At 37.0% G+C, this 22,681-nt stretch carries 22 protein-coding genes; 2 read left to right on the top strand and 20 right to left on the bottom strand.

Annotated elements, in window-relative coordinates; genetic code table 11:
- Positions 1-14: 14 nt before the first annotated feature.
- Positions 15-752, bottom strand: a complete 738-nt coding sequence (locus tag ACN0NP_RS08370) for an amino acid ABC transporter ATP-binding protein (RefSeq protein WP_423217677.1) — start codon at positions 750-752, stop codon at positions 15-17.
- Between the two features lie 218 nt (positions 753-970).
- Between ACN0NP_RS08370 and ACN0NP_RS08365 the strand changes: the two genes are divergently transcribed.
- Both ACN0NP_RS08365 and ACN0NP_RS08360 read left to right on the top strand, forming a co-directional pair.
- A complete protein-coding gene (locus ACN0NP_RS08365) occupies positions 971-1,831 on the top strand; it encodes a LysR family transcriptional regulator (protein ID WP_423217144.1) in 861 nt (286 codons plus the stop codon).
- Between the two features lie 141 nt (positions 1,832-1,972).
- Positions 1,973-3,640, top strand: a complete 1,668-nt coding sequence (locus tag ACN0NP_RS08360) for an Rqc2 family fibronectin-binding protein (RefSeq protein WP_423217143.1) — start codon at positions 1,973-1,975, stop codon at positions 3,638-3,640.
- A gap of 24 nt (positions 3,641-3,664) precedes the next feature.
- Here the strand turns inward: ACN0NP_RS08360 and ACN0NP_RS08355 are convergent, their stop codons facing one another.
- The 19 genes from ACN0NP_RS08355 to recJ all read right to left on the bottom strand — a co-directional run bounded on the left by ACN0NP_RS08355 (position 3,665) and on the right by recJ (position 22,658).
- Positions 3,665-5,074, bottom strand: coding sequence for an APC family permease (locus ACN0NP_RS08355; RefSeq protein ID WP_420543934.1), 1,410 nt, complete (start codon positions 5,072-5,074; stop codon positions 3,665-3,667).
- A 215-nt stretch (positions 5,075-5,289) separates the two neighbouring features.
- Entirely contained in the window at positions 5,290-6,009 is a 720-nt protein-coding gene (gene budA / locus ACN0NP_RS08350) for an acetolactate decarboxylase (protein ID WP_021142045.1), read from the bottom strand.
- A gap of 76 nt (positions 6,010-6,085) precedes the next feature.
- A complete protein-coding gene (alsS, locus tag ACN0NP_RS08345) occupies positions 6,086-7,759 on the bottom strand; it encodes an acetolactate synthase AlsS (protein ID WP_134775096.1) in 1,674 nt (557 codons plus the stop codon).
- Positions 7,760-8,013: 254 nt separating this feature from the next.
- The gene (locus tag ACN0NP_RS08340; protein ID WP_021142043.1) at positions 8,014-8,196 is read right to left on the bottom strand and encodes a hypothetical protein; all 183 of its coding nucleotides are present in this window, start codon (positions 8,194-8,196) and stop codon (positions 8,014-8,016) included.
- A complete protein-coding gene (locus tag ACN0NP_RS08335; RefSeq protein ID WP_423217142.1) occupies positions 8,180-9,415 on the bottom strand; it encodes a tetratricopeptide repeat protein in 1,236 nt (411 codons plus the stop codon). The genes ACN0NP_RS08340 and ACN0NP_RS08335 overlap by 17 nt, the downstream gene beginning before the upstream one ends.
- A complete protein-coding gene (locus ACN0NP_RS08330; protein ID WP_039690955.1) occupies positions 9,405-10,592 on the bottom strand; it encodes an AI-2E family transporter in 1,188 nt (395 codons plus the stop codon). The genes ACN0NP_RS08335 and ACN0NP_RS08330 overlap by 11 nt, the downstream gene beginning before the upstream one ends.
- A 36-nt stretch (positions 10,593-10,628) precedes the next feature.
- Entirely contained in the window at positions 10,629-11,114 is a 486-nt protein-coding gene (locus ACN0NP_RS08325) for an NUDIX hydrolase (protein WP_021142040.1), read from the bottom strand.
- A gap of 151 nt (positions 11,115-11,265) precedes the next feature.
- Positions 11,266-11,688 carry an HD domain-containing protein gene (locus ACN0NP_RS08320; protein WP_039690956.1) on the bottom strand — a complete coding sequence of 141 codons (423 nt, stop codon included), beginning with the start codon at positions 11,686-11,688 and terminating at the stop codon, positions 11,266-11,268.
- A 139-nt stretch (positions 11,689-11,827) separates the two neighbouring features.
- Positions 11,828-12,874, bottom strand: coding sequence for a dTDP-glucose 4,6-dehydratase (gene rfbB / locus ACN0NP_RS08315; protein WP_021142038.1), 1,047 nt, complete (start codon positions 12,872-12,874; stop codon positions 11,828-11,830).
- A 227-nt stretch (positions 12,875-13,101) separates the two neighbouring features.
- Positions 13,102-13,698, bottom strand: a complete 597-nt coding sequence (locus tag ACN0NP_RS08310; protein WP_004231151.1) for a dTDP-4-dehydrorhamnose 3,5-epimerase family protein — start codon at positions 13,696-13,698, stop codon at positions 13,102-13,104.
- Positions 13,698-14,567 carry a glucose-1-phosphate thymidylyltransferase RfbA gene (gene rfbA, locus ACN0NP_RS08305; protein WP_004231150.1) on the bottom strand — a complete coding sequence of 290 codons (870 nt, stop codon included), beginning with the start codon at positions 14,565-14,567 and terminating at the stop codon, positions 13,698-13,700. Before rfbA ends, ACN0NP_RS08310 begins: the two co-directional genes overlap by 1 nt.
- A gap of 133 nt (positions 14,568-14,700) precedes the next feature.
- Positions 14,701-15,489 carry a Nif3-like dinuclear metal center hexameric protein gene (locus ACN0NP_RS08300; RefSeq protein ID WP_423217141.1) on the bottom strand — a complete coding sequence of 263 codons (789 nt, stop codon included), beginning with the start codon at positions 15,487-15,489 and terminating at the stop codon, positions 14,701-14,703.
- Complete coding sequence (locus ACN0NP_RS08295; RefSeq protein ID WP_423217140.1) at positions 15,479-16,162, bottom strand: tRNA (adenine(22)-N(1))-methyltransferase; 684 nt, start codon at positions 16,160-16,162, stop codon at positions 15,479-15,481. Before ACN0NP_RS08295 ends, ACN0NP_RS08300 begins: the two co-directional genes overlap by 11 nt.
- A gap of 90 nt (positions 16,163-16,252) precedes the next feature.
- Positions 16,253-16,903, bottom strand: a complete 651-nt coding sequence (nth, locus tag ACN0NP_RS08290) for an endonuclease III (protein ID WP_074483401.1) — start codon at positions 16,901-16,903, stop codon at positions 16,253-16,255.
- Positions 16,903-17,577, bottom strand: coding sequence for a DnaD domain-containing protein (locus tag ACN0NP_RS08285; RefSeq protein WP_021142033.1), 675 nt, complete (start codon positions 17,575-17,577; stop codon positions 16,903-16,905). The genes nth and ACN0NP_RS08285 overlap by 1 nt, the downstream gene beginning before the upstream one ends.
- Positions 17,578-17,655: 78 nt before the next feature.
- Positions 17,656-18,600 (bottom strand): homoserine O-acetyltransferase MetA, encoded by a 945-nt coding sequence (gene metA, locus ACN0NP_RS08280; protein WP_021142032.1) that lies wholly within the window; start codon positions 18,598-18,600, stop codon positions 17,656-17,658.
- A 107-nt stretch (positions 18,601-18,707) separates the two neighbouring features.
- Positions 18,708-19,226: an adenine phosphoribosyltransferase gene (locus tag ACN0NP_RS08275; RefSeq protein WP_021142031.1), complete on the bottom strand. Its 519-nt coding sequence runs from the start codon at positions 19,224-19,226 to the stop codon at positions 18,708-18,710.
- A 102-nt stretch (positions 19,227-19,328) separates the two neighbouring features.
- Positions 19,329-20,306 (bottom strand): choloylglycine hydrolase, encoded by a 978-nt coding sequence (bsh, locus tag ACN0NP_RS08270; protein WP_039690960.1) that lies wholly within the window; start codon positions 20,304-20,306, stop codon positions 19,329-19,331.
- 153 nt (positions 20,307-20,459) lie between these two features.
- The gene (gene recJ / locus ACN0NP_RS08265) at positions 20,460-22,658 is read right to left on the bottom strand and encodes a single-stranded-DNA-specific exonuclease RecJ (protein WP_423217139.1); all 2,199 of its coding nucleotides are present in this window, start codon (positions 22,656-22,658) and stop codon (positions 20,460-20,462) included.
- Positions 22,659-22,681: the final 23 nt, after the last annotated feature.

The raw sequence follows: 22,681 nt of genomic DNA, 5'->3' as shown, positions 1-22,681 counted from the left end.
CTCCTAAACCTAACTTATAGAATTTGCTTCAAAAAACTTGCCACACGTTGATTGGGATAAGAACGATTCACCTCTTCAGGTAGCATGTCTGCGATTAACTCACCATGTTCAAGAAATACAATACGATCTGCCACTTCTTTTGCAAAACCAATCTCGTGTGTCACAATAATCATTGTCGTACCACTTTTAGCAATAGCTTTCATCACCTGCAAAACCTCACCAACCATCTCAGGATCAAGCGCTGAAGTCGGCTCATCAAATAAAATAATGTCAGGTTGCATTGCCAAAGCTCTTGCTATAGCAACACGTTGTTTCTGACCGCCAGACAGATTTTCAGGATAAGCATCTTTCTTATCAAACAAACCAACTGCCATTAACAATCGAAAAACAATTTCATCCACTTCTTCACTGCTTTTTCGGTGTAATTTTTCTGGACCGATACCAATATTTTTAGCAATGGTCATGTTATTAAAAAGGTTAAAGTGTTGAAAGACCATATTGACATGTTCTCGTAGCAAATTGTCATTCATGTTCAGGTCGTAAATGTTCTTTCCCATAACCGCAATTTCACCACCGTCAACCTTTTCCAATTTATTAATCGTTCGAATCAAGGTTGATTTTCCACTTCCAGATGGTCCAATCAAAACCACAACCTCACCTTTTTTAACAGACAGGTTGATATTTTTTAGGACTTCTTGCTTACCATAACTTTTTCGAATGCCCTTCATTTCGATCATATACTTCGCTGTCAAATCGAAAGTCGCCAACTCCTCTTCCAAAGCCACCATACCGCAGACCTCTTTCTTAATTGATGTCAATATTTTATAATTTTCAGAATTTTATTTCAATAGTCTATGTTACATTTTATAACATATGTGTAGATTTTTCCTATTTTTTTATCATTTCAGCGATTATTTTCCTTGTTTTCGAATCCTTGTCTATAACTTTTATTTATGATAAAATCAAAAATATGAAATCTAGTTATAAATTATCTATTTTCGACTTCAAATTAATCAAAGACATTTATGAAACACAGAGTTTCTCTGAAGCTGCTAAGCTTAATAATATCAGTCAACCAGCTGTTTCTAAGCGTGTAAAAGAAATTAGCAGCAATTTATGTGAGGTTTTCTTACGTAAAAATAAAAAAATCTCCCTGACACCTAAGGGAAAAGACATTTATCAATTTGCCAATCAGACTTTACTTGCTTTTAACAGCTTACTTGATAATTTGGACTCTACCTTTGAGCAAAGTATCATTCTTGGTTCTGACACTTCTTATCTCAAGACTTATTTGTCAACCATTCAAAAATATTTGCCAGAAAACCGTAAACTCAATGTCCAAACTTACAGTAATTCCCATCAGATTTTTCAAGCGCTTTTGGATGACCAAATCGATCTTGGAATTATGTCAGGTAGCTACACCCAAAAAGGTGTGCTCAAACTTCCACTTTGCTCTGATAAATTGATGATTGTCGGGCAAAGAGAGCTCATCGAAAAATTCGACAAGGGGGAAGAATCGCTTTTCTTACTTTATCACATGACCAGCAGCTACCATAATTTCTTAAAAGAATTTATCAAGATTAATCAGCTGCCAACCCAACACCATATTTCTATCGATAATCTCTCACTTATCGAACACGAAGTGCTTAAAGGTACTGGCATTACCATTGTCAGTCAAGACATCGCTGAACGTCTGCTTGAAAATCCAAATATCATTTCAAGCTCTAAAAAACTAAAAGACATTTTCATCAAGACCTATGCCATCGTCAAAATGGAAAATAAACATTACCAAGACCTTCTAACAATCATTCAAAAATTAAAAAAATCGTAAGGAGCAAACTTTCCCATATCGCAGAGTCCAGATTTTGCAAGGGTTATGGTATAATAGAAGAATTGAAAACATGAGATTAGAAAGGAGACGTCGTAAGCTTCTTATCGCTCTCGGTTAGCTAGCATTACGGCAACTTTAATCATGTCATTTGATGGTTTTTTCCTACATCATTTAACCAAAGAATTACAAGACGAGCTTCTCTACGGACGCATTCAAAAGGTCAATCAACCCTTTGAGCATGAGCTTGTTTTAACTATTCGTAATAACCGTAAAAATTATAAACTACTACTTTCTGCTCACCCTGTTTTTGGGCGTGTGCAAATTACCAAAACAGATTTTCAAAATCCACAAACACCAAACACATTTACCATGATTATGCGTAAATACCTGCAAGGTGCTGTCATTGAAAGTCTTGAACAAATCGATAACGACCGTATTTTAGAAATTGCCTTTTCAAATAAAAACGAAATTGGTGATAATGTCAAAGTCACTTTGGTCGTTGAAATCATGGGCAAACACAGTAACATTATTTTGATTGATAAAGCCAAAAGCAAGATTATCGAGTCTATCAAACATATCGGCTTTTCACAAAATAGCTACCGAACAATTTTGCCTGGCTCTACTTACATCGCTCCACCAAAAACAGATGCCAAAAATCCATTTACGGTTTCAGATGAAAAATTATTTGAAATCTTACAAACTGAGGATTTAGCACCTCGTCACCTTCAAAAACTTTTCCAAGGATTAGGACGTGACACTGCTGAAAATCTGTCAGCTCAGCTGAGCGATGACAAAATCAAACAATTCCGCGCCTTCTTTGCTAGAGATGTTCAGCCAAATATGACTGATAAATCATTTGCCGCTGTGCTATTTGACAATAGTAATAAAGAAAAAACATTTGATAGTCTTTCAGAATTGCTAGATGTTTTCTATCAAGACAAAGCCGAGCGCGATCGTGTTAACCAACAATCAAGCGATTTAATTCACCGCGTTCAAACAGAGCTAGACAAGAATGTCAAAAAACTCAAAAAACAAGAAAAAGAACTCCAAGCGACTGAAAACGCCGAAGAGTTCCGCCAAAAAGGTGAACTTTTAACCACTTATCTCTCAATGGTGCCAAACAACCAAGACCAAGTGGAACTTGACAACTACTACACTAACGAAAAAATCACGATTGCTCTTGATAAAAGTTTGACACCTAACCAAAATGCGCAGCGTTATTTCAAAAAATACCAAAAACTTAAAGAAGCCGTTAAACATTTAACTGGTCTAATCGAAGAGACTAAACATACGATTACTTACCTTGAAAGTGTCGAAACATCTTTAAGTCATGCTTCTATCTCAGATATTGCTGATATCCGTGAAGAATTAGTTGAGACAGGATTTGTCAAACGTCGCACAAAAGATAAACGTCACAAACGTAAAAGACCAGAACAATATCTGGCTTCAGACGGCAAGACAATCATCATGGTTGGGCGCAACAACCTGCAAAACGATGAATTGACTTTCAAAATGGCTAAAAAAGGTGAACTTTGGTTCCACGCCAAAGATATTCCTGGTAGTCACGTTCTTATCAAAGACAACCTCAACCCAAGCGACGAAATCAAGACTGATGCTGCTGAACTTGCCGCCTATTACTCTAAAGCTCGCCTATCAAATCTTATCCAAGTTGATATGATTGAAGCTAAAAAGCTTAACAAGCCAACCGGTGCCAAACCTGGTTTTGTCACTTACACTGGTCAAAAAACACTTCGTGTCACACCGACTGAAGAAAAAATTAATAGCATGCGCATCGAAAACAAAAAGTGATTCGTTTAAACGAATCACTTTTTATTATTTTTCTTCTTCAGTTTCTTTTCCAAATTGAGAATGTCTGTAACCAAAACCAAAATAGATTAAACTTCCGATAATGAAAGCAACAATAAAGCTAATCCATGTCTCAATCTTACATTGTGTCATCAATGACAAGCAAACTATAATTGATAGAATTGGAAGAACAGGCACCCAAGGTGTTTTGAACTCTCCTTCTTTTGGTTCGCCAAAGTCTTTACGAAGTTTGATAACCCCAAAAGCAAGCAAGATAAGGTATGCAAGTGTCACAATATTAACTAACAAAGCAAGGATTTCCAAAGGGAAAATCCCTGAAAAGAGCATTGTCACAATCCCAACAAAGATTGTTGCTTTTTTAGGCACCTTACTTTTAGGTGTCAATTCTTGGAATAGTTTTGGCAATAACCCATCACAGCTAATGTTGTAAATCACACGAGACAAGGCAAACATCATTGAGATACATACAGTCACCAATGTGAAAATAACCACAACAGAAACAATATTACCAACCAAAGGGAATCCAATGCTGCGAAGTACAAAAGGAACAACGTCTGCAGTATTCAACTTAGAATAGTGAACCGTTCCTGTTAGAACCAATGTCACTAAAATGTACAATAAAGTTGTCAAACCAATTGATGCGAAAATACCTTGAGGAATTTTTCTTTGTGGCTCTTTTGTTTCATCAGCCGCCATTGAAATCGATTCAAATCCTAGAAAAGCAAAGAACATCAATGAAGCTCCTGCCACAATACCAACTTTTCCGCCATAAATTTGACCAAAACCGTACGGTGCAAAATCACTCCAATTATTCGTGTTAATAGCTGTTAAACCAAGAGCGATGAAAATGACTAACACAGCCAGTTTAAAAATAACCAAGATTGAATTGAAGCGTAATACTGTCTGCACTCCCATGACAACCAGCACCGTTACAAAAAATAACAAGATAACTGGAACAATATCAATGTAAGTTCCCTTTGCTGGATTAAATGGACCACTCAATGCCGTTGGCAGATTGATTCCAAAAGTTCTTAAGAAAGCTTTTAAGTACTCACCCCAACCTGAAGCAGCCGATGAAATAGCTCCTGCGAACTCAATCATCATAAACCAACCAGCAATCCAAGCCGGATACTCACCAAAAACAGTATACAAATAGCGATAAACACCACCTGAATGAGGCAATCTTGAAGCAAATTCAGCAAAGAACAATGCTGACATCGTCACACAAATAGCAGCAATAATAATCGAGATGGTAATGGAAGGTCCTGCATATTGCGAAGCACCCACTCCTGTTATGGTAAAAATACCAGTCCCGACCATCGAACCTACCCCTAAAAAGATAAGTTCAGCAAGCCCCAAGCGTCGTTGCAAATGACTTGTCTTTTGCGCCATTGGGGTCTTTCGAAAAATATCCATACATTCTCCTGTAAATTTAATAAAATTGTTGAATTAATTCATTTTCAAATATTTTCAAAATTGATAAAAAATTCATACACAACAAATTATAGTTTATGATAAAATCGTATAAAAATCAACTTTATATTGAATTTTATCTTATAAAAAAACACATTGCTAAAATAAGGATAACCCTTATTTAGTAATGTGCTTTTTCTTATGCGTAACTAGACGATTTACTCGCTTTTATTGATGTCTTCTTTTAGCTCATCCATATTAAATTTTGCAAAAAGGTATTTACGATCTTGAACTGGGAAACGTTGATCTAGTTGGTCAACAGGTCCCACTTCAACAACACCTTCTGAAATCACAAAATCCATCACATGACCACCAAAAGTTAAATCATCTGAAATAAAGTGCAAATGATATCCTGCAACACTAACACCATGGAACATCTGTGGCGTCCAAATACCGACAATGGTACCAGTCACGTTTTCACGAGTATATTCTGGTTGACGTGTCGCTACTTCTGCAAATTTTGTATTTGGTGCAGATTTTGGAATCATGCGAACATGCATTTTAGAAAAAGTCCCTTTAATTTTAATCGAACGGAACAAGTTTACCCCATCATAATATGATTCAATGCGTTTTTTCAATTCAACATCATCCATTTCATAACGTTGTTTGAAAATCACTTCTGCTTGATGAGGGACAACTGCAGCATAAGGAACTTTGACATCATCAGAAACCTCAACAATTTCAGGTTTTCCGTTTGAACCGATAGCTTGATAGGCTTTACCGTCTAGAATAATCAACTCTCCATCAATAGAATCAAGTGTTCCAATTCCCAAATCACCGTGCTCTAAAAGTTCACCGATTGTTAATGTACCACCATAAAGGCCAGCCATAAGGGCACTCAAGGTATTGTATTGGAAAAGTTTAATTGTTTCTGACATATTCTCCTTCACTTTCGTCATTTAAAATTAAATAATACTAATCTATTTTATTGCCAAATTCTCTAAAATGCAAGGCTTAATAAAATTCATCAGGTAAAATTGTTTCACCAAGTTTGATGTTATCTTTGTAGTCAATTGGAATATCAATCAAGACTGGACCATTTTCAGCCTCAGCGATAGCTTTTTTAAGTGTTGCTTCAAATGAATCTTTGCTATCAACTCGGTAACCTTTAGCCCCAAAACTTTCAGCATATTTTACAAAGTCAACTGGTCCGAAGTCAACACCGGCAGAACGACCATATTTCATCTCTTCTTGGAATTCAACCATGTTGTATTTTCCGTCGTTCCAGATGATGTGTACGATTGGTAAATTAAGGCGAACAGCTGTTTCCAATTCTTGTGCTGAGAATAAGAATCCACCGTCACCAGAGACAGAAATGACTTTTGTATTTGGGCGGACAAGCGCAGCTGAAATTGCCCATGGAAGAGCCACGCCAAGAGTTTGCATACCATTTGAAAATAGCAAATGACGTGCTTCGTATGATTTGAAGTAACGTGCCATCCAAATGTAGTGACTACCGACGTCAACAGTAACAGTCATGTCATCTGTAGTGTTTTCTTGTAAAACGTCAATAACATCAAGTGGGTGAACAAGACCTTCTTTAGAGTTTCGGTCAAATTTCACATCCTCAACAACGTTTTTCTTAAGATTTTGAAGATAATCTACTGAGCATGCTGGTAATGTGTAGCCATTAACTGCTGGCAACAACAAGTCAATGGTATCAGAAATATCACCAATCAATTCGCGTTCTGGTTGGAAATAAGTATCGATTTCTGCTTGAGCTACATCGATAACAATGATACGTGCTGAAATTTCAGCATTCCAGTTACGAGCTTCATACTCGATTGGGTCATAACCGATTGCGATAACAAGGTCAGCTTTTTTTAGAAGCATATCACCTGGTTGATTGCGGAAAAGTCCAACACGACCAAAGAAAGTATCTTCTTCGAGTTCACGTGATACAATACCAGCACCTTGGAATGTTTCAACAACTGGCAATTTAACAGCTTCTAACAGTTTACGAATTGATTTTGTCACAGCTCGTGTAGAAGCGCCATTACCCAAAAGTAGAACTGGCAATTTAGCATTGCGAATAGCTTGTGCAAGGTAGTTAATATCATCAACAGATGCTGAACCAAGTTTAGGGTCTGTCAATGGTTTGATAGCTTTAACTGACACTGGACTGTCTGTCACATCTTGTGGAATTGATACAAAACTTGCCCCACGTTTGCCTGATTTTGCAGCACGATAAGCATTAGCAATTGTTTCAGAAAGAGTATTTGGATCATGAACTTCAACTGCTAATTTTGTCACAGGTTCCATCATCGCAACGTTTTTCATTGATTGGTGCGAACGCTTCAACAAATCACAGCGTTTTACTTGTCCTGAAATAGCAAGAACTGGATCACCTTCGTCAGTCGCTGTAACCAAACCTGTTGCCAAGTTTGACACACCAGGTCCACTTGTTGTAATCACAACACCAGGATTTCCTGTAATACGTCCAATACCTTGTGCCATAAAGGCAGCATTTTGTTCATGACGAGCAACGATTAATTTTGGTCCTTTGTCTTCAAGGGTATCAAAAACTCGGTCAATTTTTGCCCCTGGAATACCAAATACGTACTCGATGTCATGGTTAATGAGACTGTCTACAACTAAGTCAGCCCCATATTGCTTTTGTTCTGTCATTTTATCTCCTATATTTAGATGACTAATCAAGAAAGGTATTCCTTTCAAAATACATCACTTATTAATATGCTTGGTGATAAAATTAGTCAAATCTAAATCACAAAATTTTATTTTTTCACAAATATGAATCAATTATACCATAGTTTTACGAAAAGTTTGTGAAATTTCGCTTGTGAAATTTTTATTTATCTTTAACCTATGTTAATGAAAATATCTATGAAAACAGCATAAAAAAACGTAGCACTTGCTACGCTCTATTTTTTCTTATCTTTTCTTGTTCTAATAAAATCATAGCTAGTCATCAGGACAAATCCGACAAACACAACAATAATATTGCGCATCGGGTCACCGCTTTGATCAAAGAATGATAACAAAACAAAAATGATGATAACTGTTATGAGATTACCAGCTAAAAGACTTTTAAAATTCATCTTCATCTATAAATTCCACCATATTAACATCATCTGGAACAAAGGTTAAATAGCGTTTTGCAACGTCTTTTGCACGATCGATATAGCCAAATTCACGCAAAATATAAGCATAATCTTGTAAGAACTCAGGATTGTCTGCTAAATCAGTCGCTAAATCATCATAAATCTTAAGAGCTTTTTTATCAGCTTCAAGTGCTTGATAAGCTTTAGCAATGTTCCATTTTGTAAGAACATTATCGATATTATCACGATTTAGTGCAATCACATCTTCGTAGCGCTCTTCTTCCAAATACAAGTTCGTCAAACGCATAAGCACATCTTCATCGTCTACAGCTACTTCTTTTGCTTTCACTAAATAGCTTTCAGCTTGTTTTGGATCATGTAATTCATATGAGAATTGTGATGCAGCAAGCAAAAGGTTGGTATCAAATTCATTTTTTGCTAACCCTTTTTGAATTAAACGAAGAGCTTCTTCAGTTTTATTTTCTTCGTGAAGAGATTGAGCATAAACGTACTCGTATCCTTCAAAGTCTGGATTCATTGCTTCCAATTGTTTGAAGTAAATATTTGCTTTTTGGTACTCTTCTTGGTCATACAAGATTGTTGCCAATTCAAAGACAGTATTGTCATCGTATTCGATTTCTACAGCTTTTTCAAGGAACTCAATCGCAGCTTCAAACTTACCAAGGCTAGCGTAAGCTCGACCAATACGTTGGTAAGTTGAAATACCAGTTAATTCCAAAATCTCACGATTATCTAACTTAGCGTATTCTTTAATCGCCTGATTATAATTGCCAAGCTCAAGTTCAATTTCAGCAAGACCAAAGATAACCAATGGTTCATCACTGATTTCATTAGCCAACAAAAGTTTCTCACGCGCCACATCCGCAAGACCTTCCATTTCATAAATGTCAGCCATGACAAGAAGTGCTGACAAGTAGGCATCACTATCAGGTGAAATCGCATCAAGATACAAGAATGCCCCCTCAATGTCGCCGTCTTCTGTAGCAATTTGTGCAAGGTTGACATTAACTTCTGGGTATTCTTCACGCTCTTGCAAATAGATTTCTTTTGCCTGCGGTAAAAATCCAATGCTTTCAAGATATTCAGCCAATTCCAAGAGTGTTTCCGCATCATCTTCTTTTAAAGCACGTTTAAAGTATTTATTAGCATGCTCCAAATCTTGACTTTGAAGCGAAGCTACCATTTTTTCACTATTTAACATTCTCTGTTTTTTCTTCTCCTTTTTCGACAATAAAATCTTCTTCGTATAAACCACTGACACCTTTGTACCAGTCAAAAATTTCTTTTACAACAACCTTGATAGACGCATAGATTGGAATTCCTAGGAAAACTCCCCAAATACCAAACATCGAACCAGACGTTAGCAAAATAAACATAATGGTAATTGGGTGAATGCTCAACTTGCTTCCCAAAACCAATGGTGCCACAAAACGTCCTTCAATAGTTTGTTCAATCACAAAAGTGACTAAAACCTTAACAAGCATAATCGGTCCTTGAACAATCCCCATAATCACAACAGGAACCATAGCTAAAAAGCTACCAAGATACGGAATCATATTAAGAAACCCTGCAATAATACCAAAAGTTGCCGCATAACGCAAGCCTATAATATTAAAGAAGACCGTAAACATAATTCCAACAACGATAGCAACCGTAACTTGACCTTGAACATAACCTGCAAGTTGTTTATTAATGTCACCAAGAATGCGTGCTGACGGACGACGCATTTTTGTTGGCAAAGCCTTGATTAAACCATCCTTCATCTTATGACTATCACGTAAGAAATAAAATAGAATGAAAGGTGACATAATAATAGCAACAGTTACACGAGCTATGGCACTGGCAAAATTAGATGCCCAATCAAAAGCATTCTTAGAAAAACTTTCAGCGTAATCAACAGCCTTGTTGCTAATATTTACCAGCATATCCTGCAGCTCAGTCTGATAATTAGCAAGCCATGGACTTCTCAAAAGCTTAGAACCTTCAACGTTAACACTTTTAACATAGGCAGGTAAATTTTCAATAAATGACTTAACTTGACCTTCAATCATCGGAATAAAGCTTGCACCTGCCCAAATAATCAAAGCGATAATAATGGCAAAAACAATAAAAATTGAAGTCGTTCGACTAAAACCACGACGTTCAATAAAAGCAACCAAAGGCTTAATCAGATAATAAAGAATAGCTGATATAACCAAAGGAAGCATGATGATAGCAAGAAATGCCAGAACCGGTTCAAATAAGAATGAAATCTTAGTAAACAAATAAAGTGTCAAAAAGACAATAAACGTAACCAAAATAGCTACTGTCGCTTGACTATTTAATACCCATTTGAAAAACCAGGAATCTGTAAACTTTTTTTCTTTATGACTGTCCATAAAAAACCTCACTCACGTAAATCTATTCTTTAAGTGCTACTTATTATCATAGAAAGTGACACTTTTATCAACTAAACGTTGTTGGTCATCATAAGTAAATTTAGCTGAAAAGAATGGAACATCATCCAAAATCCACTTAAAGATTTCATAATCACCTTCCCAAGTCGGTTTTGAAAGAACTTTATCATAAGGAACCCATTCCAATGTTCCTTCACGTGATTCCTCATCAGAAATCAACTCACCCTCAAAATCAGTCACTTTAAACACATATGTGTACCAATCATGACCAGGTGTAAATTCAGGGAAAGTAATCACTCCCTTAAAGTCCATTTCTTTAACGATAAAATGAGTTTCTTCAAAAATTTCACGCTTTGCGCATTCATCAGGAGTCTCACCTGCTTCAAGCTTACCACCAACTGAAATCCATTTTCCTTCATGAACATCATTTGGCTTTTTATTACGGTGCAAAAGCAAAAGTGCCTCACCATTATCAATATAACAAATCGTTGCTAACTTTGTCATCATTCTCTTCTTTCTCGTTTTCTTCTATTGTACCAGAAAAATAGCTATTATTCTGAATTTGACGTCAAGAAAAATAAGAACAATTCTTACATCAAAGGTTAACTTATGAGTTATTTTCCTAATGTAAAGTAAGAAAAAGCACATAGAACTTCTAAGTGCTTAAAAAGACAATAGCATCTTGGTACTTTTTCAAACGTTTAATGTCATTTTCAGTAACATGAGTAAGCCGTGATAAATCCGAATTGTGCTTCAAATCTGCTAACTTGACAACACGTGCTAATTCATTTGTTTTAACAAGTTTAAGATATTGCTTATACGATTGACCAGCTTTTCTAGTCAATAAATCAACTGCTTTTATAATCTCAGATGAGAATCCTGCATTTTCTAAATCTCTCAGCTGACAAGGAGTGTCTTCTATCACATCATGTAAATAGGCAACAATTTTTTCATCATCTTTCGTGACGAATGACGCTACAGTCTCAGGGTGTAAAATATAAGGTGCACCAGCTTTGTCAACTTGACCTTTATGCGCTCTTTTAGCAATTTCGTGAGCTAATTTGACGTCATCTCTCATCACTGCTCCTCCTTTATCCAAAAAGTAAACTTATTATAACATTTTTCTTCCTGTATTTTGCCCCCTAAATGCCCCAAAGCACATAAAAAAGCCCTTCACACAAGCTGAAAAAGCTTGATGTGATAGGCTTTTTAATTTATTAGTCAAGAACTTTTTGTGTTTTAGCGTAGTTAGCTTCAACAGCTTCTTTTTCAGCTTTCCACCAATCTTGGTTATCTGTATACCATTTGATTGTTGCTTCAAGTCCTTCTTCGAAGTTAGTGTATTTTGGTTCCCAACCAAGTTCTTCACGAAGTTTAGTTGAATCGATAGCGTAACGAAGGTCGTGACCTGCACGGTCTGTTACGTGATCGTAGGCATCTTTTGGTTGCCCCATTTTTTCAAGGATAAGTTCAAGAACTTCTTTGTTGTTCTTTTCACCATCTGCACCGATAAGGTAAGTTTCACCGATACGTCCTTTTGTCAAGATTGCCCAAACACCAGTTGAGTGGTCGTTTGTGTGAATCCAGTCACGAACGTTTTTGCCATCACCGTAAAGTTTTGGTTTAATTCCTGACAAGATGTTTGTGATTTGACGAGGAATGAATTTTTCGATGTGTTGGTATGGTCCATAGTTGTTAGAGCAGTTAGAGATAGTTGCTTTAACGCCGAATGAACGTACCCAAGCTTTTACGATCAAGTCTGATGCAGCTTTTGTTGATGAATATGGTGAACTTGGGTTGTATTTTGTTTCTGCAGTGAATTTTTCACCTGGTCCTTCACCATGTCCTGGAAGGTCTTCACGAAGTGGAAGATCTCCGTAAACTTCGTCAGTTGATACGTGGTGGAAACGAAGGTCATATTTACGAGCTGCTTCCAAAAGTGTGTATGTACCAACAAAGTTTGTTTGGATAAATGGACTTGGATCTTTCAATGAGTTATCGTTGTGGCTTTCTGCAGCGTAGTGAACGATTGCATCAGCTTTAGCAGCCAATTTGTCAACCAATTCTGCGTCAGCGATATCACCAACAACCAACTCAACGCGATCACCAAGGATTTCTTCCAAGTTTGCACGGTTACCAGCATATGTTAATTTATCAAGTACTGTAACGTGTACATCTGGGTGATTATTGTAAACATAGTGTACAAAGTTTGAACCGATGAAACCTGCACCACCGGTTACGATGATATTTTTGTATTCAGACATCTTTTAAATTTCTCCGAAATTTTATTTATTTTTGATATTCGACTTATGTGGTGCGGACGGCAGCGACTTCCTGTGGAATTCCATGCCTAAATTTTGAGCCAAAAGTCTCAAAATTTCCGGTGAAATCTAAAAAAATATTAGATTTCACTTTCACCACTGCGTCAAATATCGTTTCAAGCTCGCTTTGCTCGCTCTTTTAAATTCAAATAATAATTAGAATTAAAACCTTAGTTCAAATCATCTTTGCTCAAAGGTTTAACATCTTTAAGCAATGGGTGATTTTTATCTGCTTCAGAAACTTCTGCTTCTTCCAAGTTTTCCCATTTAATACCAAGAGTTGGATCTGCGTAGTTTACAAAAGCGTATTTTGGTTTAAGTTCAAGTGCCCAGTAGTCATTGACTAAGTAGCTGTATGATACTTTATCAGACAATACTTGGAAACCATTAGCGACACCACGAGGAACAAAGATACCTTTTGAAGCATCGATAACAGTTTGATAAACGTGACCAAAGCTTTCACCTTCACGCAAATCAACCCATGAACCTAGAACTTTACCTTCGTCTGCAACTGAGATGTATTTATCCCATGGTTCTGCGTGAAGTCCACGTAAAACATTTTTGTGTGAGAAGCTGACGTTATTTTGCAATTTTCCTTCTGCAAAGAATGATTCTGGGAAACCAAGTGGTAACATTTTTTCCTTTTGGAAGTTTTCTTTGAACCAACCACGGTTATCTCCATGAACTGGAATATCGAATTCAATCATTCCAGGAATAGCTTCGATTTTTCGTGCTGCTAATTCTTTACCAAAAAATTGTTCTGTCATTATTCTTCTCCAATCAAACGGAGCAAGTATTTTCCGTATTCGTTTTTCTTAAGTGGTTGTGCAAGTTCGCGCACATCATCTTTTGTGATGTAACCCATGCGGTATGCAATTTCTTCCAAGTTTGCCACTTGAAGGTTTTGCATACGTTGCACTGTTTCGATGTATTGAGCTGCTTCAAGAAGACTTTCATGTGTACCAGTATCAAGCCATGCAAATCCACGACCCATAACTTCTACTGAAAGATCTCCGCGTTCTAGGTAAACTTTGTTGACATCTGTGATTTCAAGTTCACCACGCGCACTTGGTTTAATACTTTTAGCAATCTCAACAACATCGTTATCGTAGAAGTAAAGACCTGTTACGGCATAGTGTGATTTTGGATGTTCTGGTTTTTCTTCGATTGAAAGAGCGTTGAAATCTTCGTCGAATTCAACAACACCAAAACGTTCTGGGTCTTTAACTTGGTAACCAAATACTGTAGCACCTTTTTCTTTGCTTGCTGCTTTTTGAAGCATTTTGCTAAGTCCAGCACCATGATAAATGTTATCACCCAAAACAAGAGCTACGTTGTCATCACCGATGAAGTCTTCACCAATGATAAATGCTTGTGCCAATCCGTCTGGACTTGGTTGTACAGCATAAGAAAGTGAAATACCAAATTCAGAACCATCACCTAGTAATTCTTCAAAACGGTGAATATCAGTTGGTGTTGAGATGATTAGGATATCTCGGATACCAGCCAACATCAATGTTGATAGTGGATAATAAATCATTGGTTTATCATACACTGGCATAAGTTGTTTTGAAGCTGCACGAGTCAAAGGATACAAACGTGTTCCTGAGCCTCCTGCAAGAATAATACCTTTCATAGTTAGGTCTCCCTCTTTATAAATAAATATCAATTATCAGAACTATTTTATCATTTTTTGCAAATGCTGTCACTAATTTTCCTAATTTTACAGGCAATTAGAAACTATTATTGACAAATGTCAGCTGAAAATCCTACAAATGATAAAACGGATTTGTCTCAGCTTTACTTGCTAAGAATTCGACGTTCCAGTCGCTTTCTGCTTTCCAAGCATTAAATTTCTCAAGTAGCTTGTCAACCATAAGCACTTCGATATGATGTCCTGGGTCGATAGCTAGCATACCATTTGTAATCATTTCTTGGGCTGTATGATAGTAAATGTCCCCTGTAATATAAACTTGGGCACCTTTTGCCATTGCATCACGATAAAAACTTTGACCACTTCCACCACAAATAGCAACTCGATTGACAAGTTGTTCTTGATTGCCGTATGCCACCAAACGAACACTGTCAAGCTGGAATTTTTCTTTAACTTTTAGAGCAAATTCTGAAAAAGTTTGTTCTTTGATGTTGCCGACACGACCGATACCATAGCCATCAGAAGTCGGACTCAAAATCTCAGTATCAGTAATTTCCAAAAGCTCACAGAACCAGTCATTCAGACCACCTGGAACGATGTCAATATTCGTATGACTGACATAAACTGCGATATCGTGCTTAACCAAATCCAGATAAATCTGATTTTGAGGAGTTGCCACTAAATCTTTAAGCGGACGGAAAATCGGTGCATGCTTAACAATAATCAAATCAACATTATTTTCGATTGCTTCAGCAACTGTTGTTTCACGCACATCAAGCGCAATCATAACTCGATTCACTTCTTTATCAAGTGTTCCGATTTGAAGTCCTGAAATATCGCCTTCCATTGAGAGTTCGCGAGGACAGTAAGCCTCATAACGTGCAATAATTTCACTAGCCTTCATTGATTGCCTCCTTGATAGCCGCCATTTTTTGTAAAATAGCAGAGCGATCATCAACACGATTTTCTGGAACATGTGGTAAAGCGATTTCAAGTTTTTTCAACTCTCGTTGCCAGCGTGCTTTAAAGACATCAGACTTTTCTTGATTCAAAAATGGACCAAAACGCAATTCTGTCGCTGATAACTCCATTTGACCGTGTTCTATCACCATGATTTCGTAGAATTTATCATTTTCAGTCATAATTTTTTCAGCAACCAACTTGAAGCCATTGTTCATCAACCAAGTACGAAGCTCATCTTCACGGTTGTTAGGTTGTAAAATAAGACGCTCTACATTTGCTAATTTTTCAGTACCAGCAGCCAAAATATCAGCAATTAATCCGCCACCCATGCCGCAAATCGTAATTGTTGTAATGTTATCAGATGCTTCAAATGCTGCTAGTCCATCAGCCAATCGAACATCAATCTTGTCTGATAAAGCCGCTCCAGAAACGTTATGAACTGCAGATTCATAAGGTCCCTTCACAACTTCTCCAGCAATGGCAAAATCAATTTTTCCTTCTTCCATTAGAGCAATCGGTAAGTAAGCGTGGTCACTTCCAACGTCCAATAAACGCGCTCCTTGTGGCACAAATTCAGCCACATCAGCTAAGCGCTGTGATAATACTGTTTGCATAATTCTTCCTTCTAAAATATCATTCATTTTATTATATCAAAAACGACTTCTCCTTACAAAAGCACAATAAAAAGCAGTCCATATGAACTGCTAATTATTTTTGATATTTTCTTTATAAAACTTGCAATAAGTTTGGACTGGACAGATATCGCAATTAGGCTTTTTAGCCAAGCAATGATAGCGTCCAAAGAAAATCAAGCGGTGATGCGTCAAAATCCAATCTTTCTTTGGAATTTTTTTCATCAAATCCTGTTCAATCTCCTTAACATCAGCATCTGGTGCAGAAATGTTAAGACGTTTTGCGATTCGTGAAACATGCGTATCGACAGCAATTGACGGCACGCCATAAACTTCAGCTAGTACGACATTAGCTGTCTTTCGACCAACACCAGGCAAGGTTTCTAGTTCTTTATGCGTCTTAGGAACTTTGCCATCAAAATCTTGCAAAATCGCACGCGCAGTCTTGATGATATTCTTAGCTTTATTTTTATAAAGCCCAATCGCACGAAGACAATCTTCCACATCAGACAGATTAGCCGTCGCCAAATCCTCAATCTCAGGATATTTCTTCCAAAGATTTGGTGTAACTTTATTAACGGCTTTATCCGTCGTTTGCGCAGACAATATCACCGCAACCAAAAGTTGAAATGGCGTTTGCCAATCCAACTCACAACGGGCATCAGGATACATATCACCGATAATTTCTAAGACTTTCTTTAAACGTTCTCGTCCAATTCTCATCAGTCACTCCACAAATCCATAGCAGCCAAAAAGTCGTCTGAAACATTGACCTTACCAGCTTTAGAATCTTCGTGTTCTTTACGTCGCTCTTCAACTTGACGTAGAGTTGTTATACCTTCACGACGCCAATTGCGCAAAATGGCATTGATGTAATTCCAGTTTGTTTTTCCGTTGAAAACAGCTTCGCGCAAAGCCGCACGTACCAAGTCAGGCTCAGTTTTATCCTCACGAATGGTTTTTTGCAAATCTTCCAACTCAAACGGACTCAACATACGACCTAATTCACGTTCAAAATCTTCAACTAACTCTTTTAACGGATTAGAAGCTTGCTTTTTAGCTACTTGTTTTGGTGCTTCTACCAAGTGATCCAACAATTCTAATACTGGGCTAGCATCAAAAATCACTTCGATTTCATTTTCAAGCTCAATAGTCTTCATATCAAGTAGACCTTGTGCTGTCAAATCAGATATTGAACGATTCACTTCAGCAACTGTTTTATCAAGAGCACTGGCAATTTGACTTGGTGCCAAATCATCCATTTTAGTCGTATTTTGCAAATAAATAAATTGCCAAATCAAAAAGTCATCTGAACTTTTGAAAATGTCTTTGTAATGAAACAAAAGAGCACTTGGTAACACCAAATTACCAGATTTATAATTTTCTAAATAACTCATAATATCATTCCTAAAAGATTTTCACATCCACTAAAACTTAACATATCAAAAGACGGATAACTTTTCAACTCCAGCTAATCATAGAAAACCATAAAATGAAGGCTCTTTTTCTAACTCCTCTAACAAATATGGGGTTTCTTGATAAACGGCATAATTAATCCAGTTACTAAAAAATGTCGTTGCTGCCATATTCCACTTCATTGGAATATCTTGCTCTGGATTATCGTTGGTATAATAATGCTCAGGAAGATTCGGATTTTTCCCAGCTTTCAAATCACGTTTGTATTCACGATCCAAAGTTTCACGGTCATATTCCAAATGCCCAAAACTATAAACCTCACGCAAATCTTTACTTGCCACAATAGACAATCCAACCGACGGTCCCTCAGCAATTACCTCAAGATTATCGATTTTGTCAACATCTTCATGGCGAACTTCTGTATGCCTAGAATGCGGGGCCATAAAGGAATCATCAAAACCTCGAACAATTGGATTTGATGGTTCTTTTACCGTTTGAGAAAAGATACCCGATAATTTTTGTTCTAACATGACCTTTTTAATGCCATATTTGTAATAAAGCCCTGCTTGAGCTCCCCAACAAAGATGAAGCGTCGAATAAACATGAGTTTTTGCCCAGTCAAAAATATCACAGAGCTCTTCCCAATAATCCACTTCTTCAAAAGGCATCGTCTCAACAGGCGCACCAGTAATAATCAGACCATCATAATACTTGTGCTTAACATCTGAAAAAGTTTTATAAAAAGTTTCCAAATGCTCAGCTGTTGTATTTTTCGACTCATGGCTTGTCATATAAAGAAATTCTACATTAATTTGCAATGGTGTGTTGGCAAGCAAACGTAAAAGTTGCGTTTCCGTCACTTCTTTTGTCGGCATTAGATTGACAATGAGAAAATCCATCGGACGAATATCTTGGTGTTTTGCACGTTTATTATCCATGATGAAGACATTCTCTTTGCGCAAAATGTCTAAGGCCGGTAATTCTTTATCAAGTTTTATTGGCATGAAAATATCTCCACTCTATAATATTATTTTTAAGTAATATTATAAGAGATGGAGATATAGTTTTCAATTATATAATTTCTTTAGGTAGTTATAGTTTTTAGCTATAATTATCCTGGGAAATTCATCAAAACTTTCGTATCGTAACCTTCGATTGCTTTACGTCCGTTTAGGCCGTCCAATTCAACAAGGAAAGCACATCCAGCAACAACACCACCAAGGCGTTCTACCATTTCGATAGTTGCTTTTACAGTACCACCTGTTGCCAAAAGGTCATCAACGATAAGGACACGTTGTCCAGGTTTAATAGCATCGGCATGCATACACAAAGTATCTGTACCGTACTCTTTTTCGTAATCTGCTGTGATTACTTCACGTGGTAATTTACCAGGTTTACGAACTGGTGCGAAACCAATTCCAAGCTCAAATGCAACTGGGCAACCTACGATAAATCCGCGAGCTTCTGGCCCAACAATCATGTCAATTTTTTTGTCAGTAGCATACTGTACAATTTCGCGAACAGCATAGCTATAAGCATTTCCATCTGCCATCAAAGGAGAAATATCACGGAAAGTGATTCCTTCTTTAGGATAGTTTTCAATTGTAGCGATATAATCTTTTAAATCCATTTTCTTCTTTCTATGGGCTTTTTGCCAAAAAATGTTTTTACATTTTATTATACCATATTTTCTCTAAAAGGGAAGAGATTTTGGCAATTAAATTTTGAGGCCTTAGTTCTGATAGTTGACTTGCCATTCTTTTACTAATGGATAAGAAACCAACTTGCTATCATCCAAATTTTCTTTATACATATCAACCGCTGTTATCTGTGAGTTGTCGTAAGTTGTGTAGTAGTAAATTCCCTTATCAGTGTTGATGCATGAGCTATAAATAGTGTACTCATATTTGCCACTTTCATCGACATAGCAAAGTCCTTTTTGTTGTTCAACAGATTTTAAAATGTGGAAGAATTGATTAACACTGCTTTCTTCTGTTTCTTCAGCCACAGAATTTAATTTTGTAAAAGCAACTTTTACATAACGTGACATTGATGATAAATCACCAGGCAAACCAAGTCCACCCATGCCACGGCTATAAGTTTCAAGTTCTAACTCTTTAGCAAAACGATTTTCTGAAACCTTTGGAGATAGATGACGATAGTTATTCAAATTGAATAATTGTTTATCAAAAGTTGGATTATTAGTCAAAACACCAGTTGAGTTATCGTAAACTTTTAACCCTTTAGCAAGTGGTTCTAGCACAATTGATTCATGACGGTCTGCTACCAACCAGTGTAGCGGACTTGGTTGAAAATCTGAACTGAAAGCTTCGTTTGTTATATTGAGATTTTTACATAGTTCCTTAACTTCTGCAACAGATTCACATTGTGACAATAACCAAGGAATGAATTCAAAGGATGCAACATTAACCTTATCTTCTGCTACTTCTTGATAGTTAGCATTGTCTGGAAAATTCAATCCTGCCATACCCAAGCCTTTTTCATTAACGGCTTCATAAAAAAGTGGATAATCATCAACTACAGTCGCCATACCAATCATGGCAAAATGGCTGTTATTTTCTCCTTGGTGTCTAAACGAAAAAGGATAATTTCGAGGACAAATCGTTACCGTTTCATTGTAAGAAAAGTCCAAATCAAGATTTCGACCAAAGTAATTATCTTTAGTTGTATAAGTAATTGCAGTACACATAAGAAACCTCCTTTAAAAAATACCTTAAAAGTCATCTATAACCCTATAGTCTCATTATAGTTCCAATTTAAAAAGTTTTCAATTTTTAAGTAAACGTTTTCTATAGCAAAAACTAAAAAAGCTACGCTGAGCTAAGCAACGTAACTTTTTAAGCTAGTTCATCAACCAGTCATAAATTTCTTGTGGCGTTCCAAGTGCCATAAGCTCTTGAAATTTCACTTCTTGCTTAAGATTTTGATAAATTTTACTGTCAGAAATGCTGCGCTTCTCAGCATCTTTATTGACGACCATCACTCCATCTGTGATGGTTACAAAATCCAATTCATCAAAAATTTGAATCATTTTGACCAAAAGAATATCAGGAATATTAAGATAATGACTCAATTCTTTCAGCTTGTAGCGAACATCAAATTCAGGGAATTGATAAATCGTTTTATAAAGCTTAGCAAATTGATCTCGTGTACCGTATCCTGTTAGGTAATAAGCACGCTTGATGTGGTTTTTGAAATAAATAGCATCAAATTGTCTACCTACAAAAAGTGATTTTAATTCATCAGCGCTCTCTGGAACGTCTAGAACAACTACTTCACTTGCAGTTGTATCTTCATCTAGAACAGGCACACGCTCAGGAAGGCTTGCATTCTTAGCACGAATATCAATCAACTGAACACCGTCAACACGCGCATCTTCCAGCATCAATTGCACAGTAGTCTGACCATTCCATTTATTGATTGACAAGGTCACAGCAAGGCAAAGATTTTGTGCTTGTTGGAACTCTTGGACTAGGTGTCCTTGGTTAAAAGCAACCAAATCAACGGCTGTTGAACCTTGCGTAATTTTCAATTTCAAGTGTGCACCATTTTGTCCCATGGTACGCGCTTGCTTAACTTCGAAATCCTTAATCTCAAAAACTGGTTTTGGATTGTCCATACCAAACGGTGCAATTTTTTCAAGGCTCTTAACCGTGTCTAAATCAATTTCAGCTAGTGGCAAAATTTCGTCAATTGTCAGCGTCTTTTTCTGTGACAAATCAATATCATTATCAGCAATATAGTCGCACAACACCTGAGATAGTTGTTCAAGATTTTCAACCGGCAAAGTCATTCCGGCGGCGCCAGCATGTCCACCAAAAGCCTCAAATAAATCACGATGGTCATCGAGTGCTTGGAAGATATTGATAGCCTCAATACTTCTTGCTGAACCCTTCGCCATGCCATCTTCAATGTTTAAAACGATAACTGGCTGAGCAATATGTTCTAAAATACGTCCAGCTACAATCCCCAAAACACCTGGATGCCAGCCTTCCTTGGCTAAAACTTGAACTGGCTTATCCAAATCAACCATGTTCATAGCTTCGTCGTAAATCTTTTGAACGATTTCTTTACGCTCTTCGTTCTTCGCATTAATCATCTGAGCAATGCTTAGCGCTTCTTCATCATCAAATCCCGTTAATAATTCAACAGCAGGATTTGGATCATCAAGACGTCCTAGAGCATTTAACTGCGGAGCGATTTTAAAACCAACAGTCTCTTCATTAACATCCAACATGTCAATATCAGAAACTTTCATCAATTCCATTAAACCAATGCGTTCAGTCTGCTTAAGCATTTCAAGCCCAACTTTAACCATGATTCGATTTTCATCAGTCAAGCTGACCATATCTGCAATCGTACCGATAGCAACCAAATCAAGCATTTCTGTCGGAATAGATTCAAGCAAAGCACAAGCTACTTTAAAAGCAACGCCGCAACCAGCTAAATACTTAAACGGATAATTTCCTTCTGGATGCTCTGGGTGCACAATCGCAAAAGCTTCCGGAAGCTCTGCTGGCAAACCGTGGTGGTCTGTCACGATAACATCAACACCCTGACTTTGTGCGTAGCTAATCGCTTCATGTCCAGCCACACCGTTGTCAACTGTAATAATCAGAGAAACTTGTTGCTGCTCGATGAAATATTTATAAACGGATTCATTTGGACCATAGCCGTCAACAAAACGATTTGGCAAGTAGACTTGAGCTTCCGCACCTAGCATTTCAAGTGCTTCTTTCATGATACTTGCACTTGTCATACCGTCAGCATCATAGTCACCGTACACTAAGATTTGTTCATAATTTTCAATTGCTTGACGAATACGGGCAACAGCTTTGTCCATATCATGTAAGAGATAAGGGTCATGCAATTTTGATAAATCATTTGACAAAAATTGAGTTAATTTTTCTTCTGTATCAATACCTCGACTGTAAATAATCTTACTAGCCAAGGCAGTTATTTTTTCTTTTTTTGTTAGGTCAAAAAAGCCATCATCTGGCTCTTTTTCAATATTTTTCCAATGGTATTTACTTGTTATCATTCACTTCTCACTTCTTACGTAGA

This window comes from Streptococcus equinus, assembly GCF_049393805.1.
Classification (GTDB): Bacteria; Bacillota; Bacilli; order Lactobacillales; family Streptococcaceae; genus Streptococcus; species Streptococcus equinus.
This window is presented reverse-complemented; position numbering and strand designations above follow the sequence as displayed.

Bases quoted from the DNA above. Each gene is read 5' to 3' on its own strand.
- ACN0NP_RS08365 (WP_423217144.1), top strand. From the start codon at position 971: ATGAAATCTAGTTATAAATTATCTATTTTCGACTTCAAATTAATCAAA.
- ACN0NP_RS08360 (WP_423217143.1), top strand. From the start codon at position 1,973: ATGTCATTTGATGGTTTTTTCCTACATCATTTAACCAAAGAATTACAA.
- ACN0NP_RS08355 (WP_420543934.1), bottom strand. From the start codon at position 5,074: ATGGATATTTTTCGAAAGACCCCAATGGCGCAAAAGACAAGTCATTTG.
- budA (WP_021142045.1), bottom strand. From the start codon at position 6,009: ATGTCAGAAACAATTAAACTTTTCCAATACAATACCTTGAGTGCCCTT.
- alsS (WP_134775096.1), bottom strand. From the start codon at position 7,759: ATGACAGAACAAAAGCAATATGGGGCTGACTTAGTTGTAGACAGTCTC.
- ACN0NP_RS08340 (WP_021142043.1), bottom strand. From the start codon at position 8,196: ATGAAGATGAATTTTAAAAGTCTTTTAGCTGGTAATCTCATAACAGTT.
- ACN0NP_RS08335 (WP_423217142.1), bottom strand. From the start codon at position 9,415: ATGTTAAATAGTGAAAAAATGGTAGCTTCGCTTCAAAGTCAAGATTTG.
- ACN0NP_RS08330 (WP_039690955.1), bottom strand. From the start codon at position 10,592: ATGGACAGTCATAAAGAAAAAAAGTTTACAGATTCCTGGTTTTTCAAA.
- ACN0NP_RS08325 (WP_021142040.1), bottom strand. From the start codon at position 11,114: ATGACAAAGTTAGCAACGATTTGTTATATTGATAATGGTGAGGCACTT.
- ACN0NP_RS08320 (WP_039690956.1), bottom strand. From the start codon at position 11,688: ATGAGAGATGACGTCAAATTAGCTCACGAAATTGCTAAAAGAGCGCAT.
- rfbB (WP_021142038.1), bottom strand. From the start codon at position 12,874: ATGTCTGAATACAAAAATATCATCGTAACCGGTGGTGCAGGTTTCATC.
- ACN0NP_RS08310 (WP_004231151.1), bottom strand. From the start codon at position 13,698: ATGACAGAACAATTTTTTGGTAAAGAATTAGCAGCACGAAAAATCGAA.
- rfbA (WP_004231150.1), bottom strand. From the start codon at position 14,567: ATGAAAGGTATTATTCTTGCAGGAGGCTCAGGAACACGTTTGTATCCT.
- ACN0NP_RS08300 (WP_423217141.1), bottom strand. From the start codon at position 15,489: ATGAAGGCTAGTGAAATTATTGCACGTTATGAGGCTTACTGTCCTCGC.
- ACN0NP_RS08295 (WP_423217140.1), bottom strand. From the start codon at position 16,162: ATGCAAACAGTATTATCACAGCGCTTAGCTGATGTGGCTGAATTTGTG.
- nth (WP_074483401.1), bottom strand. From the start codon at position 16,903: ATGAGAATTGGACGAGAACGTTTAAAGAAAGTCTTAGAAATTATCGGT.
- ACN0NP_RS08285 (WP_021142033.1), bottom strand. From the start codon at position 17,577: ATGAGTTATTTAGAAAATTATAAATCTGGTAATTTGGTGTTACCAAGT.
- metA (WP_021142032.1), bottom strand. From the start codon at position 18,600: ATGCCAATAAAACTTGATAAAGAATTACCGGCCTTAGACATTTTGCGC.
- ACN0NP_RS08275 (WP_021142031.1), bottom strand. From the start codon at position 19,226: ATGGATTTAAAAGATTATATCGCTACAATTGAAAACTATCCTAAAGAA.
- bsh (WP_039690960.1), bottom strand. From the start codon at position 20,306: ATGTGTACTGCAATTACTTATACAACTAAAGATAATTACTTTGGTCGA.
- recJ (WP_423217139.1), bottom strand. From the start codon at position 22,658: ATGATAACAAGTAAATACCATTGGAAAAATATTGAAAAAGAGCCAGAT.